Genomic DNA, 14361 nt, shown 5'->3' on the forward strand with positions numbered 1-14361 from the left:
AGCTGAGGCTGATGATGAGGATAAGAAGTAGATGGGCCAGAAAGTAAATCCGTACGGTTTCCGTCTCGGCGTCACCACCGACTGGAAGTCACGTTGGTTCAACGACCGTGAGTACAAGGAGTACCTCCTCGAAGACTGGAAGATCCGCGATTACCTGATGGGCCAGCTCGAAAGGGCTGCCGTCAGCAGGATCGAGATCGAGCGCACCCGGGACCGGCTTCGGATCGACGTCCACACCGCGAGGCCGGGCATCGTCATCGGGCGCCGTGGTGCCGAGGCCGACCGGCTTCGTACCAAGCTCGCCGAGATCACCAAGAACCCCAAGGTGCAACTCAACATCCAGGAGATCAAGCAGCCCGAGCTCGACGCCGCTCTCATGGCGCAGGGGATCGCGGACCAGCTGACCGGGCGGGTGAGCTTCCGCCGGGCGATGAAGCGCACCGTGCAGACGGTACAGAAGGCGGGAGCGCTCGGGATCCGGGTGCAGTGCGCCGGCCGCCTCGGCGGCTCGGAGATGTCGCGCCGCGAGTTCTACCGCGAGGGCCGCGTCCCGCTGCACACGTTGAGGGCGGACATCGACTACGGGTTCCGCGAGGCCCGCACCACATACGGCCGCATCGGCGTGAAGGTCTGGATCTACAAGGGCGACATCCTCCCCTACAAGACCTCGGCCGAGGAGAAGATCTCGCGCGAGGCGGCCATGGCCGTCGGCGAGACCTCCGGCCAGAGCCGTCCCCGCCGGGTGATCAGCGCCGGCGGAGGCCGGCGCCGTCCTGATCTGGGCGAGCCGGGTTCGGGTGGAGTGCCCGGCGTGGCCGAGACCGCCCAAGCGGAGCAGGAGATCGACGAGAACCGACCGATCGTGGAGGTCGACCCCGAGCTCGAGCGCCTTCTCGCTGAGGAGGAGGACATCGAGCGCCGCACCCGGGGCGAGCACCACGAGACACCGCATTTCCCGAAGGACGCTTGAGCCCATGCTGATGCCGCGCAAAGTCAAGCACCGCAAGGTCCAGCGTGGTCGCATGACCGGCCAGGCCAAGGGAGGCACCGTCGTCACCTTCGGCGACTACGGCATCCAGGCCCTCGAGCCGGGTTGGATCACCGCTCGCCAGATCGAGGCCGCCCGTATCGCGATGACCCGCCACGTCAAGCGTGGTGGGAAGGTCTGGATCCGGGTCTTCCCGGACAAGCCGGTGACCGCCAAGCCTGCCGAGACCCGCATGGGTTCCGGCAAGGGCAACCCAGAGTTCTGGGTAGCGGTTGTGAAGCCGGGCAGGATCCTCTTCGAGCTCGGCGGCGTCAACGAGGCGCTCGGCCGGGCCGCTATGGAGCGGGCGATACAGAAGCTGCCGATCAAGGCACGCTTCGTCGTGCGGGCCCAGCAGGAGGAGGTTGAGGTCGGATGACCAAGGCCAAGGAACTGCGTGAGCTCAACATGGGTGACCTCGAGCAGAAGCTCGTCGAGTCGAAGCACGAGCTCTTCAACCTGCGTTTCCAGCTCGCGACCGGGAAGCAGGACAACTCGGCGCGGCTCGGCCAGGTTCGCCGTGAACTTGCCCGCATCGCCACCATTCTCAGGGAGCGCGAGATCGAAGAGGCCGAGGCCGCCGAGGCCGCAGGCGAGGTGAGGGACTGATGGCAACCGAAAACACCACCGGAGCCGGCGAAGGCCGGGCCAACCGCCGCAAGGTTCGCGAGGGCCTCGTCCAGTCGGTGAACATGGACAAGACCGCCGTGATCGGCGTCATCGAGCGGGTGCGCCACCCCCGTTACGCGAAGACGGTTCAGCGCACCAAGCGCCTGTACGCGCACGACGAGGCCAACGATCTGCGCGTCGGCGACCGCGTCCGAGTCGTGGAGACGCGGCCTTTGTCGAAGCTGAAGCGCTGGCGCGTGATCGAAGTCCTGGAGAGGGCCAAGTGATCCAGCAAGAGAGCAGGCTCCGCGTCGCGGACAACTCTGGCGCCAAAGAGGTCCTCTGCATCAAGGTCCTCGGAGGCTCGAGGCGGCGCTACGCCTCCATCGGCGACGTGTTCGTCGCAGCGGTCAAGGATGCCATCCCCGGTGCCAACGTGAAGAAGGGCGACGTCGTGAAGTGCGTCGTCGTGCGCACCAAGAAGGAGAAGCGCCGCCCGGACGGCAGCTACATCCGCTTCGACGAGAACGCGGCCGTGCTCATCAACGACCAGCAGCAGCCCCGCGGCACCCGCATCTTCGGGCCCGTCGGGCGCGAGCTCCGGGACAAGCGCTTCATGAGGATCATCTCGCTCGCTCCGGAGGTTCTGTGATGCGCATCCGCAAAGGCGACCAAGTCGAGGTGTTGACCGGCAAGGACCGCACCAAGCGCGGTGTGGTCATGCGCGTCCTCGCCAAGGAGGACAAGGTCATCGTCGAGGGTGTCAACGTCGCCAAGAAGCACCAGCGGCAGACGCAGGTGCGGGTGAAGGGCGGCATCATCGACAAGGACATGCCGATCCACACCTCGGCCGTGGCACTCGTGTGCCCGAAGGACGGGGCGGTGCGCACCGGCTCTCAGATCAAGGACGACGGCACCAAGGTGCGGGTCTGCAAGCGCTGCGGGAGGGAGCTCTGATGGCGACAGCCACCGCCGAGCGGCCGCGGCTCAAGGTCCGCTACGACACCGAGATCCGTGCCCAGCTTCAGCGCGATCTGGGGCTGCCGAACGTGATGCTCGTGCCGCGCATGGAGAAGATCGTGATCAACATAGGCGTCGGCCGGGCAACACAGCAGGCGTCGCTCCTCGAAGGCGCGGTTCGCGATCTCACGATCATCAGTGGGCAGAAGCCCCTGATCACCCGTGCGAAGAGGTCCATCGCCGGCTTCAAGCTGCGGGAGGGCAACGCCATCGGTTGCAAGGTCACCCTGCGCGGCGACCGCATGTGGGAGTTCTTCGACAGGCTCGTAAGCCTGGCGATCCCCCGTATCCGCGACTTCCGTGGTCTTTCTCCCAAGGGATTCGACGGGCGCGGGAACTACACGTTCGGCGTCACCGAGCAGCTCATCTTCCCGGAGATCGACTACGACAAGGTCGACATTCCCAGGGGCATGGACATCACGATCGTCACGACCGCTCGTGACAACGCGGAGGGCAAGGCATTGCTCGACGCGTTCGGCTTCCCGTTCCGCCGAGACGGCAACTAGCAGAGAAGGCAAGCAGACACATATGGCCAAGAAGGCTCTCATCATCAAGGCGCAGCGCAAGCCGAAGTTCAAGGTCCGCGCGTACACACGCTGCGGGCGTTGCGGACGGCCGCACTCGGTCTTCCGCAAGTTTGGCCTGTGCCGCATCTGCCTTCGCGAGCTGGTACATGCCGGCGAGGTTCCGGGCGTGACCAAGGCGAGCTGGTAGGGGGTGGTGGCGCGATGACCATGACTGACCCGATCGCCGACATGCTCACACGCATCCGCAACGCCAACGTGGCGATGCACGACACGGTGCGCATGCCCTCGTCGAAGCTCAAGGAGGCCCTCGCCGCTGTCCTCGTCAAGGAGGGCTACATCGAGGACTTCTCCGTGACCGAGGCGGGGGAGCGGCCAGGCCGCATCCTCGAGATCCAGATGAAATACACCAAGGACCGTGCCCGGACCATCTCGGGCGTGCGGCGCATCTCCAAGCCTGGGCTTCGGGTCTACACCGCGGCCGACAAGCTGCCGCGCGTCCTGGGCGGCCTGGGGGTGGCAGTCCTTTCGACCAGCCAGGGGCTCATGTCCGACCGCGAGGCGCGCCAGCGCCGCGTCGGCGGCGAGATCCTCTGCTACGTGTGGTAAGGGCGAGGAGCGAGGAATGTCACGTATCGGACGTGCACCGATAACCGTCCCTTCGGATGTCGAGATCACCATCGCGGAGCGGAACCTGACGGTGAAGGGACCCAAGGGCAGCCTCGCCAGGTCGATCCCCGGCGACATCACCGTCCGCCGGGAGGACTCGACGATCCTGGTCGAGCGCCCCAACGACGAGCGCCAGAACCGCGCCCTTCACGGGCTGACACGCAGCTTGGTCAACAACATGGTCGTCGGGGTCACCGACGGGTTCAACAAGGACCTCGAGATCGTCGGCGTCGGCTACCGCGCCATCGCGCGCGGAGCGAACCAGATCGAGCTGGCGTTGGGATTCAGCCACCCGGTCGTAGTGGACGCGCCTGACGGCATCACGTTCGAGGTGCCCCAGCCGACCCGCATCACGGTGCGCGGAATCGACAAGGAGCTCGTCGGGCAGGTGGCCGCGAACATCCGCAAGATCCGCAAACCCGAGCCCTACAAGGGCAAGGGTGTCCGTTACGCCGGCGAGCGGGTCATCCGCAAGGCCGGAAAGGCCGCCAAATGAGCACTTCTACCAACGACAAGCAGACCGCACGGGCACGGCGGCACTACCGGGTCCGCAAGAAGGTGGCCGGCACCGCCGAGCGCCCTCGCCTCGCTGTGTTCCGTTCCAACAAGCACATCACCGCCCAGGTCATCGACGACCGGTCCGGCCGCACGCTCGCGGCTGCGTCGACCGTCGAGAAGGACCTGCGCGGGTCCGCATCCGGCACCGGCAACAAGGCCGCAGCGACCACCGTCGGCCGCCTCGTCGCCGAGCGTGCGAAGGCCGCGGGAGTCACGGCCGTCGTGTTCGACCGAGGCGGTTTCCTATACCACGGCCGGGTGGCCGCCGTCGCAGACGCGGCCCGCGAGGCCGGACTGGAGTTCTAGATCAGATATGCCCGCTGACCAGCAGTACGAAGACCGCACGATCAAAGTGAACCGGGTGGCGAAGGTCGTCAAAGGCGGCCGTCGTTTCTCGTTCGCCGCGCTCATGGTCATCGGTGACGGCAACGGCACCGTCGGCCTCGGCTACGGCAAGGCCAAGGAGGCCGGCCTCGCGGTGCAGAAAGGCATCGAGGAGGCCAAGAAGAACCTCTTCACCGTCCCCCTCGCAGGCGGCACCATCACGCATCCCGTGCTCGGAGCGGCCGGCGCGGGGCGGGTGCTGTTGAAGCCCGCCGCTCCCGGCACCGGGGTCATCGCCGGCGGAGCGGCCCGGGCGATCCTCGAGATGGCGGGGATCCACGACATCCTGGCGAAATCGTTGGGTTCGTCGAACAGCATCAACGTCGCACAGGCCACCGTCGCAGGTCTGCGCGCCCTCAAGCGCCCCGACGAGGTCGCGAAGCTGCGCGGCAAGTCCCCCGAGGAGATCACGCCGGCTGGGTTGTGGCGTGCCTACAAAGAGACCCAGCGCGGCCCTCACGTCCCTGACGAGGTGGCGTGATGGCACCCGCTTCGAAGACGGCCACTAGCGGTGCCACCGCCGCGGGCCTGACTGTCACGCAGGTGAAGTCGTCGATCGGCAGCAAGCCGAAGCACCGCGGCACCCTCCGGGCGCTCGGCCTTCACGGGATCGGCACCACCAACACGCTCCCGGACCGGCCGGAGATCCGTGGCATGATCGCCCGGGTCCCGCACCTGATCAGCGTCGAGGAGACGGCCGCCGGCGGGGATTCGGGCGGGAAGGAGAAGCAATGAAGGTTCACGACCTCGCACCCGCACCAGGGTCCACCCGCCGGCGCCGGCGGGTCGGCCGCGGCATCGCCGGCAAAGGCGGCAAGACCGCCGGCCGCGGCACCAAGGGCCAGGGCGCCCGCGACACCGTCAAGCCTGGTTTCGAAGGCGGTCAGCTCCCCCTCACCCAGCGGATCCCCAAGCTGAAGGGCTTCAAGAACCCCTTCCGCGTGGAGTACAACGTGATCAACCTCGATACGCTCGAAGGCTTCCAGGGCGACACGGTGAGCCCCGAGACGTTGCGCGCCGCCGGGCTGGTGCACAAGCACGGGCTGGTCAAGGTTCTCGGCCGCGGCGAGCTGACCCGGAAGCTGACGGTGTCGGCGCACGCCTTCTCCAAGAGCGCCGTGTCGGCGATCGAGTCGGCGGGCGGGACGACGTCGGTGCTCCCGCCGCCCTTCGGCCACGGGCGCCCGCCTGCCAAGGGGAACGCTCTCACCAACCGGTAGTCCGGCTGGTCCGGTAACCGTCAATTATTCGTGGCTACGACTGTGCCCAAGGACGGGCGGGATATAGCCTGCCCTGACGTGATCGGCCAGTGGACCGGCAGGAGACAGGACTGATGCGCAGCACCTTCACGAACTTGGCGAACATGTTCAGGGTGCCGGACCTGCGCAACAAGGTCCTGTTCACCTTGATGATCATCGTGGTCTACCGGCTCGGGGCGAACATCCCCTGCCCCGGCATCGACTTCAACCAGGTCCAGTCGCTCGTCGCGTCCTCCCAGCACGCCGGCGTCGTCAGCTTCCTGAATCTCTTCTCGGGCGGCGCCTTGACCCGCTTCGCCGTGTTCGGCCTCGGGATCATGCCCTACATCACCAGCTCGATCATCATCCAGCTGCTGATCGTGGTGATCCCGAAGTTCGAGCAGTGGCGCGACGAGGGCGCGGTCGGTCAGAAGAAGCTGACCCAGGTCACCCGCTACCTCACCATCGCCCTCGCGGTGATGCAGTCGACCGGCCTCGCGTACGTCTTCCACAATGGCGGCGGCGGACTCCTCGGAGGTGGCCTCGGCCTCAACATCGACCTGATCCCGAAGTTCACCATCCCGCGGGTGCTCCTGATAGTCCTGACCATGACCGCAGGCACGGTCGTGGTCATGTGGCTCGGCGAGCTCATCACCCAGCGTGGCGTGGGTCAGGGGATGTCGGTGCTGATCTTCGTCAACGTCGTGGCGACCATGCCCGCCGGCGGCGCGTCCGTGAAGGTCGAGGCGGGCGTAGCCAAGTTCATCGCCATCCTGGCGATCTCCATAGCTCTGCTCGTGGCGATCGTCTTCATCGAGCAGGGTCAGCGGCGCATACCGGTGACCTTCGCGAAACGGGTGGTCGGCCGACGCATGTACGGCGGGCAGAGCACCTACATACCGATGAAGGTGAACACGGGCGGTGTCGTGCCGATCATCTTCGCGAGCTCGGTTCTCTACTTCCCGATCCTGATCTCCAACGTGCTGCCCAGCCACGGGTTCTGGAAGTCAGCGCAGACCTGGATCAGCGTCCACCTCGCCCAGCCGAACGACCTCTGGTACATCGGCCTGTACGGCCTGATGATCATGGGCTTCGCCTACTTCTACGCGGCGATCACCTTCGACCCGCACCAGCAGGCGGACGTGATTCGCAAGCAGGGCGGGTACATCCCGGGGATCCGGCCCGGGCCGCCGACCGAGCGGCACTTGCAGAACATCCTCAACCGGATCACCCTTCCCGGTGCGCTGTGGCTCGCCGCCATCGCACTGCTTCCATCCATCATGCTGGCGATCTGGAACATCCAGAACTACCCCTTCGCCGGCACGACGCTGCTCATCGCGGTCGGCGTCGCCCTCGAGACCATGAAGCAGGTCGACAGCCAGTTGATGCTGCGCAACTACGAGGGCTTCCTGAAGTAGTGCCCGCATCTCCGCGGAGGGCGGGAAAGTGAGCGTGGGAGCCCGCCTGGTCGTCCTTGGCAAGCAAGGGGCCGGGAAGGGCACACAGGCGGTGCGCTTGTCGCGGCACTACGTCGTCCCGCACGTGTCGACCGGCGACACTTTCCGCGCCGCGGTGCGGTCCGGCTCCGAGTTCGGCGCGAAAGCCCGGCGCTATCTCGACTCGGGCGAACTGGTTCCCGACGAGATCGTCATCGGCATGGTCCGCGAACGACTCACCCGTGGCGACACCACGCACCGCGGCTTCGTTCTCGACGGGTTCCCGCGGACCGTTCACCAGGCCGAGGCGCTCGCGGAGATGCTTCAACCCAAGGGGCTGGACCTTGTCATCGACCTCGAAGTGCACACCGACCAGGTCCTCTCCAGGCTCGCAAGCCGGAGGGTGTGCTCGGACTGTGGCGCCAACTACAGCGTCGGGGAGAATCCACCCCGGATCCCGGGGATGTGCGACGTGTGCGGAGGCGAGGTGGTCCAGCGCGACGACGACACCGAGGCGGCCATCCGCCGGCGGCTCGAGCTGTACGAGCGCGAGACGGCACCCCTGATCGACTGGTACTCGAAGCGGGGTCTCCTCGCGATCGTCGACGGGACTGGCAACCCCGACCAGGTGACCGCCCGGGTGGTTGCGATGATCGACAAGCGGAAGCCGCCCGCCGGCGCAGCCGGCTGACTGGCGGCGGTCGGATCCGATGCGCCGGAGCAGTGAGGAGATCGCCAAGATGCGCCGGGCCGGCGGGGTGGTCGCCGAGATGCACGAGGCGACGCGCGCCGCGATCAAGCCCGGTGTGACGACCGGCGAGCTCGACCGCATAGCCCGGGACGTCCTCGAGCGGCGCGGCGCCCGGTCGAACTTTCTGAACTACCACGGTTTCCCCGCGGTGATCTGTACGTCTCCCAACGACATGATCGTCCACGGCATCCCCGGCTCCCACCGCCTCGAAGAGGGCGACATCATCTCGATCGACTGCGGAGCGATCATCGAGGGCTACCACGGCGACGCCGCCTACACCGCTGGGGTAGGCAGGATCAGCCTGCAGGCCGAGCGCCTGCTGAAGGTCACAGAGGAGAGCCTGTGGGCGGGGATCTCCCAGATGAAAGACGGCAACCGTCTCCACGAGATCGGCTGCGCCGTCCAGGCCGTCGCCGAGAAGGGCGGTTTCTCGGTGGTGCGCGAGTACGTGGGCCATGCCATCGGGACCGCCATGCACGAGGAGCCGCAGGTACCCAACTACTGGCCCGGGCGGCCGGGACCGGTGATGCGGTCGGGAATGGTCTTCGCCGTCGAGCCGATGGTCAACGCGGGCGGACCGGAGACGAAGCTGCTCGACGATGGTTGGAGCGTGGTGACTGCAGATGGGAGCCTCTCGGCGCATTTCGAGCACACGATCGCGATCACCGAGGACGGCCCCGAGGTGCTGACGCTGGAGTGAGGCGCCGGTGGACGCTATCGGGCCGCGCGTAGTAGCATGGTCGGCCGGCCCCCGAGCGCTTTACCGCGGCTCCTGGCAGGGCCGGTCGAGGTCTCCGGTCCCACCAGACCACAAGGAAAGCGTCGTCGTGAAAGTTCGCCCCAGTGTCAAACCGATCTGCGAGCACTGCAAGGTCATCCGCCGTCACGGCCGGGTGATGGTCATATGCACCAACCCGCGCCACAAGCAGCGCCAGGGCTGAGAGGGGAGTAGCAGCTAGTGGCACGCATCGCCGGTGTTGACATCCCACGGGAAAAGAAGCTCGGTACCTCGCTCACCTACATCTACGGGGTCGGCTCCACGGCCGCCTCGAAGGTCTGCGAGGCGACTGGCATCGACTCCGAGACCCGCGTGAGGGACCTCACAGACGAAGAGGTCGCCCGACTGCGGAACTGGATCGACGCCAACCTGAAGGTCGAAGGTGATCTGCGCCGGGACGTCTCTCAGGACATCAAGCGCAAGATGGAGATCGGTTCCTATCAGGGGATCCGGCACCGCCGTGGCCTGCCGGTGCACGGCCAGCGCACTCACACCAACGCCCGCACCCGCAAGGGTCCCAAGAAGACCGTCGCCGGCAAGAAAAAGGTCCGCAAGCACTAACACCGATCCCAAGGTGCCCGCGGCCATGTTCGGTCGTCGGCACCCGACTACGAGGCAGAATTCACACGAATATGAACAACGAATCGAACATGGCCGCGGGCACCTTCGGCGGTCGATGATGGCAAAGCCCAAGCCCGGCGGTCGCCGGCCCCGTCGTCGCGAGCGCAAGAACGTCACTTACGGCGTCGCTCACATCAAGAGTTCCTTCAACAACACCATCGTCTCGATCAGCGACCCCGAGGGCAACGTCCTCGCTTGGGCGTCCGCCGGCAACGTCGGCTACAAGGGCTCGCGCAAGTCCACCCCCTTCGCCGCCCAACTCGCCGCGGAGGCATGCGCCCGGCGCGCGATGGAGCACGGCGTCCGCAAGGTCGAGGTCCTCGTGAAGGGCCCGGGCTCGGGCCGCGAGACCGCAATCCGTTCGCTGATGAACACCGGCATCGAGGTCGCCGGGATCAAGGACATCACCCCCATACCCCACAACGGTTGCCGCCCCAAGAAGCGGCGCCGGGTCTAGGCAGCAAGCAGGAGCACTAAGCAAGTCATGGCGCGATACACAGGCCCGGTATGCCGGCTATGCCGGCGGGAGAAGATGAAGCTCTTTCTCAAGGGCCCCAAGTGCGACTCGATGAAGTGCCCCATCGAGCGCCGGCCCTACCCCCCCGGCGAGCACGGCCGCGACCGCATGCGCCAGGGGTCCGAGTACCTCACCCAGCTGCGGGAGAAGCAGAAGGCCCGCCGCATCTACGGGGTACTCGAGAAGCAGTTCCACAACCTCTACCAGGAGGCGAACCGCCAGCAGGGGATCACGGGTGAGAACCTGCTGCGGATGCTCGAGATGCGCCTCGACAACGTCGCGTACCGGGCCGGGTGGGGTGCGAGCCGGGCTCAGGCCCGCCAGTTCGTTCGCCACGGCCACGTCCTCGTCAACGGCAAGCGGGTCACCATTCCCAGCTACCGCCTCCGCAAGGGTGACGTCGTCTCCCTCAAGGACAAGGCGCGCTCCATGATCATCGTGCGCCACAACCTCGACACCATCGACCGGACCGTACCGCCCTGGCTGGAGTCCGGCTCCGAGGGCTTCGAGGTAACCGTCCGAGACCATCCGCTGCGCGAGCACATCGACGTGCCCGTGCGCGAGTCTCTCATCGTCGAGCTCTACTCCAAGTAGGCCATCCCCCCAACCACCAGGTACAGGTCCAAATGCTGATCATCCAACGTCCGAACGTCGAGCCCGTAGGGGAGCAGGAGGGCAACCGCCAGCGCTTCTCGATCGGGCCGCTGGAGCCGGGCTTCGGCCATACCCTGGGCGTGGCGCTGCGCCGCACGCTGCTCTCGTCGATCCCAGGCGCCGCAGTGACCCAGGTCCGCTTCGACGAAGCGCTCCACGAGTTCACGACCCTGCCCGGCGTCAAAGAAGACGTCACCGACATCATCCTCAACCTCAAGGACATCGTCCTGACCTTGGAGAGCGACGATCCGGTGACCCTGCGCGTCGACGTGCGCGGCCCCGCCACCGTCACCGGCGGCGACATCGTCACCACGTCCGACGTCGAGATCCTCAACCCCGATCTCGTGATCGCGACCGTCAACTCCAAAGGCCGCTTCGCCGCCGACATCACCGTCGAGCGCGGCCGCGGTTACGTCTCGGCGGACCGCAACAAGAAGTCCTCGACAATCGGCGTGATCCCGGTGGACTCGATCTTCTCGCCGATCCGTGTCGCGGCATTCTCCGTAGAGCCGACCCGCGTCGAGCAGTCGACCAACTACGACCGCCTCGTCCTCGACATCACCACCGACGGATCGATCTCCCCACGCGAGGCCCTGGCCTCCGCCGGCGACACGCTGCGCTCGCTCGTGAGCCTTGTGGCCGACATGAGCGACAGCCCCCAGGGTCTCGAGCTCGGCGACGTCGGCTCGGTCACGAGCGGGTCGCCCGACCTCGACCTGCTCATCGAGGAGCTCGATCTCTCCGAGCGCCCCCGCAACTGCCTCAAGCGCGCCCAGATCAACACCGTCGGCGAGCTCGTGCAGAAGACCGAGGACGATCTGCTGGCGATCACCAACTTCGGGCAGAAGTCCCTCGACGAGGTCCTGCAGAAGCTCGACGAGCGCGGCCTCTCCCTGCGCACCAAGGAGTAGACGCCATGGCGACGATCCCCGGACGCCCGAAGAAGGGCGCTCGTTTCGGCGGTGACGCCGAGCACCAGAAGGCGATGATGGGGAACCTGGTGGCGTCTCTGATAGCTGCCGAGGCCATCGTGACCACCGAGGCCAAGGCGAAGGCGCTGCGGCCCGTCGTCGAGAAGTGCGTGACCAAGGCGAAGAAGGCCAATGCCGACAGCGACAAGTCGGTGCACCTCCATCGCCAGGTCGTCGCCTTCATCCGCGACAAGGACATGGCCCACAAGCTCTTCGAAGAGATCGGCCCCCGGTACGCGGATCGCGCCGGCGGATACACCCGCATCCTCAAGCTCGGGCCTCGCCACGGGGACAACGCCCCGATGGCTCGCATCGAGTTCGTGTAGCCCTTTCGTCACCGGGGCGCGCCCTGACCCTCTTCTCTGAAGACGCCGGCGCGCAGGCCGTGGCGTCGGTCACGAGCGACCCGACCCGCCGCCTGCGTATGGTGGTCGCCTACGACGGATCAGACTTTCACGGGTTCGCGCTCCAGCCGGGGGTCACCACCGTCGCCGGCGCGATATGCGCCGCGCTCGAACGTGCTCTTCGCCACACGGTAGAACTGACCTGCGCCGGGCGCACCGACGCCGGCGTGCATGCGTGGGGGCAGGTGATCAACTTCGAAGCCCGCTACGACGCCGAGCCTGTCGCGTTGCAGCGGGCCCTGAACAAGGCGTTGCGGCCGGCGATCGTGATCCGAGAGTCCTGTGTGGCGGAGGACGGCTTCGACGCCCGCCGGTCCGCCACAGGACGGCGCTACCACTACACGATCCGCAACGACCCCGTCGCCGACCCGTTCACCGCCCGGACGGCCTGGCACGTCACCGAGCGGTTGGACCTGCCGGCGATGCGGCTGGCTTGTGACCCGCTCATAGGAGAGCACGACTTCTCGGCGTTTTGCCGGCGCCCGCCGGGGGAGGGGTCGCTCATCCGCAAGGTGCGCGACGCACGCTGGGTGGACCTGAGCGACTCCATGCTGCGGTTCGAGATCGAGGCGTCGTCGTTCTGCCACCAGATGGTTCGTTCGATCGTGGGGATGATGGTCGAGATAGGGATCGGGAAGAAAAGGGCGGGAGACGTGGCGCAAATCCTTCGATCCCGCTCGCGCCAGGGCGCCGGCCAGCTCGCCCCGCCCCACGGGCTTTGCCTCTGGGAAGTCACCTATTAGTCACCATGGTCTGGCGGGGCGGGTTGCTGGCGGGGCGGGTTGCTGGCGGGGCGGACTGATCGCAAGTGGACGGGGTTCGCCGTTTCGTGTCGGCGGACGGCCCCGATGTCGCGTTCTCTGTCCACTCGCCACGCTCGGAATGCGCCCTTGGGGGACGAGGTTGGCGACAGGTCAGTCGAACCTTGTCCGTTTGGGTGATTGGAGCTGCAGGCGGAGCGGGATTCAATCGCTCCTGTCCGGGCGGGACCTATCCAGGTTCGACCCGGTAGCCGGCAGCGGTGAGGGCGGCGACGACCTCACCGTGATGCTCGAGGTCGCGGGTCTCCACGGTGACCTGGACCTCGACCTCTGCGACGGCGAGGCTGCGGCTGCTGCGATGGTGCTCGACGCCCAGGACATTGAGCCCGAGGCCGGCGAGGGCGGTGGTGAGCCCGGCGAGAGCGCCGACGCGGTCGGCCATGACGACCCGCAGGGTCAAGTACCGGCCGGCGGCGGCGAGGCCGTGCTCGATCAGCTTCGTGAGCAGGAGGGGATCGACGTTGCCACCGGAGATCAGCGCAACGACCGGCCCGTCGCCAGGGACGTGGCCGGCGAGGATTGCTGCGAGCGAGGCGGCCCCGGACGGTTCGACGACGGCCTTGGCACGCTCGACGAGCAGCAGCATCGCCCTGCTGATCTCCTCCTCGTCGACGGTGACCACCTTGTCGACGAACTCCTGGGCGTGCGCCAGAGTCAGGTTGCTGCAACGAGCGACCGAGATGCCGTCCGCCATCGTTGCCATCCGCTCCAGCGTGACCGGATGGCCCGCCTCGAGCGCTGCACTCATCGTCGGGGCTCCCGCAGCTTCAGCGCCGATGACACGGGGCCTCCCGCCGGCCCTCGGCCCGAGCTTCAACGCCGCCGCGACCCCTGCGACGAGTCCGCCGCCGCCGACCGGGACCACCACCACCTCTGCTTCGGGCGCCTCTTCGGCTAGCTCGAGGCCGATGGTCCCCTGGCCGGCGATCACGTCGAGGTCGTCGAAGGGGGGCACGAACACCGCACCGGTGCTGGCGGCGAACTCCTGCGCCAACGCGAAGCAGTCGTCGACCACGTCGCCCTCCAAACGGACGGTAGCGCCGTATTCACGCGTCGCGGCGACCTTGGGCAGTGAGGCGTTCTTCGGCATGAAGATCGTCGACTCCCGCCCGGTAAGCGACGCGGCCAGGGCGACGCCCTGCGCGTGGTTGCCGGCAGAGGCGGCCACGACCGCGACGCCGGGAGGAAGCTGAGAGATCCGGTTGTACGCGCCGCGGATCTTGAACGACCCGGTCCTCTGCCGGTGCTCCGGCTTCAACAGGACCGTCCGCCCCGCTAGGCGGGAAAGAGAGTCCGACCGGTCGACCGGTGTTGGCCGGAGGACCTCCTTCACCCGCTCGCGGGCGGACTGGAGGTCCTCGAGGGTGACGAGGTTCAAG

At 67.0% G+C, this 14361-nt stretch carries 24 protein-coding genes and 1 pseudogene; 24 read left to right on the forward strand and 1 reads right to left on the reverse strand.

Annotated features, from left to right (window positions below; genetic code table 11):
• The first annotated feature begins 31 nt into the window (after positions 1 to 31).
• The 24 genes and pseudogenes from rpsC to truA all read left to right on the forward strand — a co-directional run bounded on the left by rpsC (position 32) and on the right by truA (position 12904).
• Positions 32 to 676: pseudogene (rpsC, locus tag VNF71_11725) on the forward strand (30S ribosomal protein S3).
• 298 nt (positions 677 to 974) lie between these two features.
• Positions 975 to 1406 carry a 50S ribosomal protein L16 gene (rplP, locus tag VNF71_11730; protein ID HVA75220.1) on the forward strand — a complete coding sequence of 144 codons (432 nt, stop codon included), beginning with the start codon at positions 975 to 977 and terminating at the stop codon, positions 1404 to 1406.
• Positions 1403 to 1636 (forward strand): 50S ribosomal protein L29, encoded by a 234-nt coding sequence (rpmC, locus tag VNF71_11735; GenBank protein HVA75221.1) that lies wholly within the window; start codon positions 1403 to 1405, stop codon positions 1634 to 1636. Before rplP ends, rpmC begins: the two co-directional genes overlap by 4 nt.
• Positions 1636 to 1923, forward strand: coding sequence for a 30S ribosomal protein S17 (gene rpsQ / locus VNF71_11740; GenBank protein ID HVA75222.1), 288 nt, complete (start codon positions 1636 to 1638; stop codon positions 1921 to 1923). The genes rpmC and rpsQ overlap by 1 nt, the downstream gene beginning before the upstream one ends.
• The gene (rplN, locus tag VNF71_11745) at positions 1920 to 2288 is read left to right on the forward strand and encodes a 50S ribosomal protein L14 (GenBank protein HVA75223.1); all 369 of its coding nucleotides are present in this window, start codon (positions 1920 to 1922) and stop codon (positions 2286 to 2288) included. The genes rpsQ and rplN overlap by 4 nt, the downstream gene beginning before the upstream one ends.
• Positions 2288 to 2593: a 50S ribosomal protein L24 gene (rplX, locus tag VNF71_11750; protein HVA75224.1), complete on the forward strand. Its 306-nt coding sequence runs from the start codon at positions 2288 to 2290 to the stop codon at positions 2591 to 2593. The genes rplN and rplX overlap by 1 nt, the downstream gene beginning before the upstream one ends.
• The gene (gene rplE / locus VNF71_11755; GenBank protein ID HVA75225.1) at positions 2593 to 3162 is read left to right on the forward strand and encodes a 50S ribosomal protein L5; all 570 of its coding nucleotides are present in this window, start codon (positions 2593 to 2595) and stop codon (positions 3160 to 3162) included. Before rplX ends, rplE begins: the two co-directional genes overlap by 1 nt.
• A gap of 22 nt (positions 3163 to 3184) precedes the next feature.
• Positions 3185 to 3370: a type Z 30S ribosomal protein S14 gene (locus VNF71_11760; GenBank protein ID HVA75226.1), complete on the forward strand. Its 186-nt coding sequence runs from the start codon at positions 3185 to 3187 to the stop codon at positions 3368 to 3370.
• A 14-nt stretch (positions 3371 to 3384) separates the two neighbouring features.
• Complete coding sequence (gene rpsH, locus VNF71_11765; protein ID HVA75227.1) at positions 3385 to 3789, forward strand: 30S ribosomal protein S8; 405 nt, start codon at positions 3385 to 3387, stop codon at positions 3787 to 3789.
• Positions 3790 to 3805: 16 nt separating this feature from the next.
• Positions 3806 to 4345 carry a 50S ribosomal protein L6 gene (rplF, locus tag VNF71_11770; GenBank protein HVA75228.1) on the forward strand — a complete coding sequence of 180 codons (540 nt, stop codon included), beginning with the start codon at positions 3806 to 3808 and terminating at the stop codon, positions 4343 to 4345.
• Positions 4342 to 4713, forward strand: a complete 372-nt coding sequence (gene rplR / locus VNF71_11775; protein ID HVA75229.1) for a 50S ribosomal protein L18 — start codon at positions 4342 to 4344, stop codon at positions 4711 to 4713. Before rplF ends, rplR begins: the two co-directional genes overlap by 4 nt.
• A 7-nt stretch (positions 4714 to 4720) precedes the next feature.
• Positions 4721 to 5272, forward strand: coding sequence for a 30S ribosomal protein S5 (gene rpsE, locus VNF71_11780; GenBank protein HVA75230.1), 552 nt, complete (start codon positions 4721 to 4723; stop codon positions 5270 to 5272).
• A complete protein-coding gene (rpmD, locus tag VNF71_11785) occupies positions 5272 to 5526 on the forward strand; it encodes a 50S ribosomal protein L30 (protein HVA75231.1) in 255 nt (84 codons plus the stop codon). Before rpsE ends, rpmD begins: the two co-directional genes overlap by 1 nt.
• Positions 5523 to 6011, forward strand: a complete 489-nt coding sequence (gene rplO, locus VNF71_11790; protein ID HVA75232.1) for a 50S ribosomal protein L15 — start codon at positions 5523 to 5525, stop codon at positions 6009 to 6011. The genes rpmD and rplO overlap by 4 nt, the downstream gene beginning before the upstream one ends.
• Positions 6012 to 6124: 113 nt before the next feature.
• Positions 6125 to 7447: a preprotein translocase subunit SecY gene (gene secY / locus VNF71_11795; protein HVA75233.1), complete on the forward strand. Its 1323-nt coding sequence runs from the start codon at positions 6125 to 6127 to the stop codon at positions 7445 to 7447.
• Positions 7448 to 7475: 28 nt separating this feature from the next.
• Positions 7476 to 8156: an adenylate kinase gene (locus tag VNF71_11800; GenBank protein ID HVA75234.1), complete on the forward strand. Its 681-nt coding sequence runs from the start codon at positions 7476 to 7478 to the stop codon at positions 8154 to 8156.
• Positions 8157 to 8175: 19 nt separating this feature from the next.
• Entirely contained in the window at positions 8176 to 8916 is a 741-nt protein-coding gene (gene map, locus VNF71_11805; GenBank protein HVA75235.1) for a type I methionyl aminopeptidase, read from the forward strand.
• 127 nt (positions 8917 to 9043) lie between these two features.
• Positions 9044 to 9157, forward strand: a complete 114-nt coding sequence (rpmJ, locus tag VNF71_11810) for a 50S ribosomal protein L36 (GenBank protein ID HVA75236.1) — start codon at positions 9044 to 9046, stop codon at positions 9155 to 9157.
• Positions 9158 to 9174: 17 nt separating this feature from the next.
• Complete coding sequence (gene rpsM / locus VNF71_11815) at positions 9175 to 9555, forward strand: 30S ribosomal protein S13 (GenBank protein ID HVA75237.1); 381 nt, start codon at positions 9175 to 9177, stop codon at positions 9553 to 9555.
• A gap of 118 nt (positions 9556 to 9673) precedes the next feature.
• Complete coding sequence (gene rpsK / locus VNF71_11820) at positions 9674 to 10072, forward strand: 30S ribosomal protein S11 (GenBank protein HVA75238.1); 399 nt, start codon at positions 9674 to 9676, stop codon at positions 10070 to 10072.
• Positions 10073 to 10099: 27 nt separating this feature from the next.
• A complete protein-coding gene (gene rpsD / locus VNF71_11825) occupies positions 10100 to 10726 on the forward strand; it encodes a 30S ribosomal protein S4 (GenBank protein HVA75239.1) in 627 nt (208 codons plus the stop codon).
• 32 nt (positions 10727 to 10758) lie between these two features.
• Entirely contained in the window at positions 10759 to 11697 is a 939-nt protein-coding gene (locus VNF71_11830; protein ID HVA75240.1) for a DNA-directed RNA polymerase subunit alpha, read from the forward strand.
• Between the two features lie 5 nt (positions 11698 to 11702).
• On the forward strand, positions 11703 to 12083 hold the full coding sequence (rplQ, locus tag VNF71_11835) for a 50S ribosomal protein L17 (protein HVA75241.1): 381 nt from the start codon (positions 11703 to 11705) through the stop codon (positions 12081 to 12083).
• Positions 12084 to 12142: 59 nt separating this feature from the next.
• A complete protein-coding gene (gene truA, locus VNF71_11840; protein HVA75242.1) occupies positions 12143 to 12904 on the forward strand; it encodes a tRNA pseudouridine(38-40) synthase TruA in 762 nt (253 codons plus the stop codon).
• Positions 12905 to 13151: 247 nt separating this feature from the next.
• Here truA and ilvA read toward each other — a convergent pair whose 3' ends face one another.
• Entirely contained in the window at positions 13152 to 14360 is a 1209-nt protein-coding gene (ilvA, locus tag VNF71_11845; GenBank protein HVA75243.1) for a threonine ammonia-lyase, read from the reverse strand.
• Position 14361: the final 1 nt, after the last annotated feature.

The organism is Acidimicrobiales bacterium (assembly GCA_035533095.1).
Taxonomy (GTDB): domain Bacteria; phylum Actinomycetota; class Acidimicrobiia; order Acidimicrobiales; family Palsa-688; genus DATLUM01.

What these genes read in the sequence shown, in the direction of transcription:
- rplP (HVA75220.1), top strand. Translation starts at nt 975, where the DNA reads ATGCTGATGCCGCGCAAAGTCAAGCACCGCAAGGTCCAGCGTGGTCGC.
- rpmC (HVA75221.1), top strand. Translation starts at nt 1,403, where the DNA reads ATGACCAAGGCCAAGGAACTGCGTGAGCTCAACATGGGTGACCTCGAG.
- rpsQ (HVA75222.1), top strand. Translation starts at nt 1,636, where the DNA reads ATGGCAACCGAAAACACCACCGGAGCCGGCGAAGGCCGGGCCAACCGC.
- rplX (HVA75224.1), top strand. Translation starts at nt 2,288, where the DNA reads ATGCGCATCCGCAAAGGCGACCAAGTCGAGGTGTTGACCGGCAAGGAC.
- rplE (HVA75225.1), top strand. Translation starts at nt 2,593, where the DNA reads ATGGCGACAGCCACCGCCGAGCGGCCGCGGCTCAAGGTCCGCTACGAC.
- VNF71_11760 (HVA75226.1), top strand. Translation starts at nt 3,185, where the DNA reads ATGGCCAAGAAGGCTCTCATCATCAAGGCGCAGCGCAAGCCGAAGTTC.
- rpsH (HVA75227.1), top strand. Translation starts at nt 3,385, where the DNA reads ATGACCATGACTGACCCGATCGCCGACATGCTCACACGCATCCGCAAC.
- rplF (HVA75228.1), top strand. Translation starts at nt 3,806, where the DNA reads ATGTCACGTATCGGACGTGCACCGATAACCGTCCCTTCGGATGTCGAG.
- rplR (HVA75229.1), top strand. Translation starts at nt 4,342, where the DNA reads ATGAGCACTTCTACCAACGACAAGCAGACCGCACGGGCACGGCGGCAC.
- rpsE (HVA75230.1), top strand. Translation starts at nt 4,721, where the DNA reads ATGCCCGCTGACCAGCAGTACGAAGACCGCACGATCAAAGTGAACCGG.
- rpmD (HVA75231.1), top strand. Translation starts at nt 5,272, where the DNA reads ATGGCACCCGCTTCGAAGACGGCCACTAGCGGTGCCACCGCCGCGGGC.
- rplO (HVA75232.1), top strand. Translation starts at nt 5,523, where the DNA reads ATGAAGGTTCACGACCTCGCACCCGCACCAGGGTCCACCCGCCGGCGC.
- secY (HVA75233.1), top strand. Translation starts at nt 6,125, where the DNA reads ATGCGCAGCACCTTCACGAACTTGGCGAACATGTTCAGGGTGCCGGAC.
- map (HVA75235.1), top strand. Translation starts at nt 8,176, where the DNA reads ATGCGCCGGAGCAGTGAGGAGATCGCCAAGATGCGCCGGGCCGGCGGG.
- rpsK (HVA75238.1), top strand. Translation starts at nt 9,674, where the DNA reads ATGGCAAAGCCCAAGCCCGGCGGTCGCCGGCCCCGTCGTCGCGAGCGC.
- rpsD (HVA75239.1), top strand. Translation starts at nt 10,100, where the DNA reads ATGGCGCGATACACAGGCCCGGTATGCCGGCTATGCCGGCGGGAGAAG.
- VNF71_11830 (HVA75240.1), top strand. Translation starts at nt 10,759, where the DNA reads ATGCTGATCATCCAACGTCCGAACGTCGAGCCCGTAGGGGAGCAGGAG.
- rplQ (HVA75241.1), top strand. Translation starts at nt 11,703, where the DNA reads ATGGCGACGATCCCCGGACGCCCGAAGAAGGGCGCTCGTTTCGGCGGT.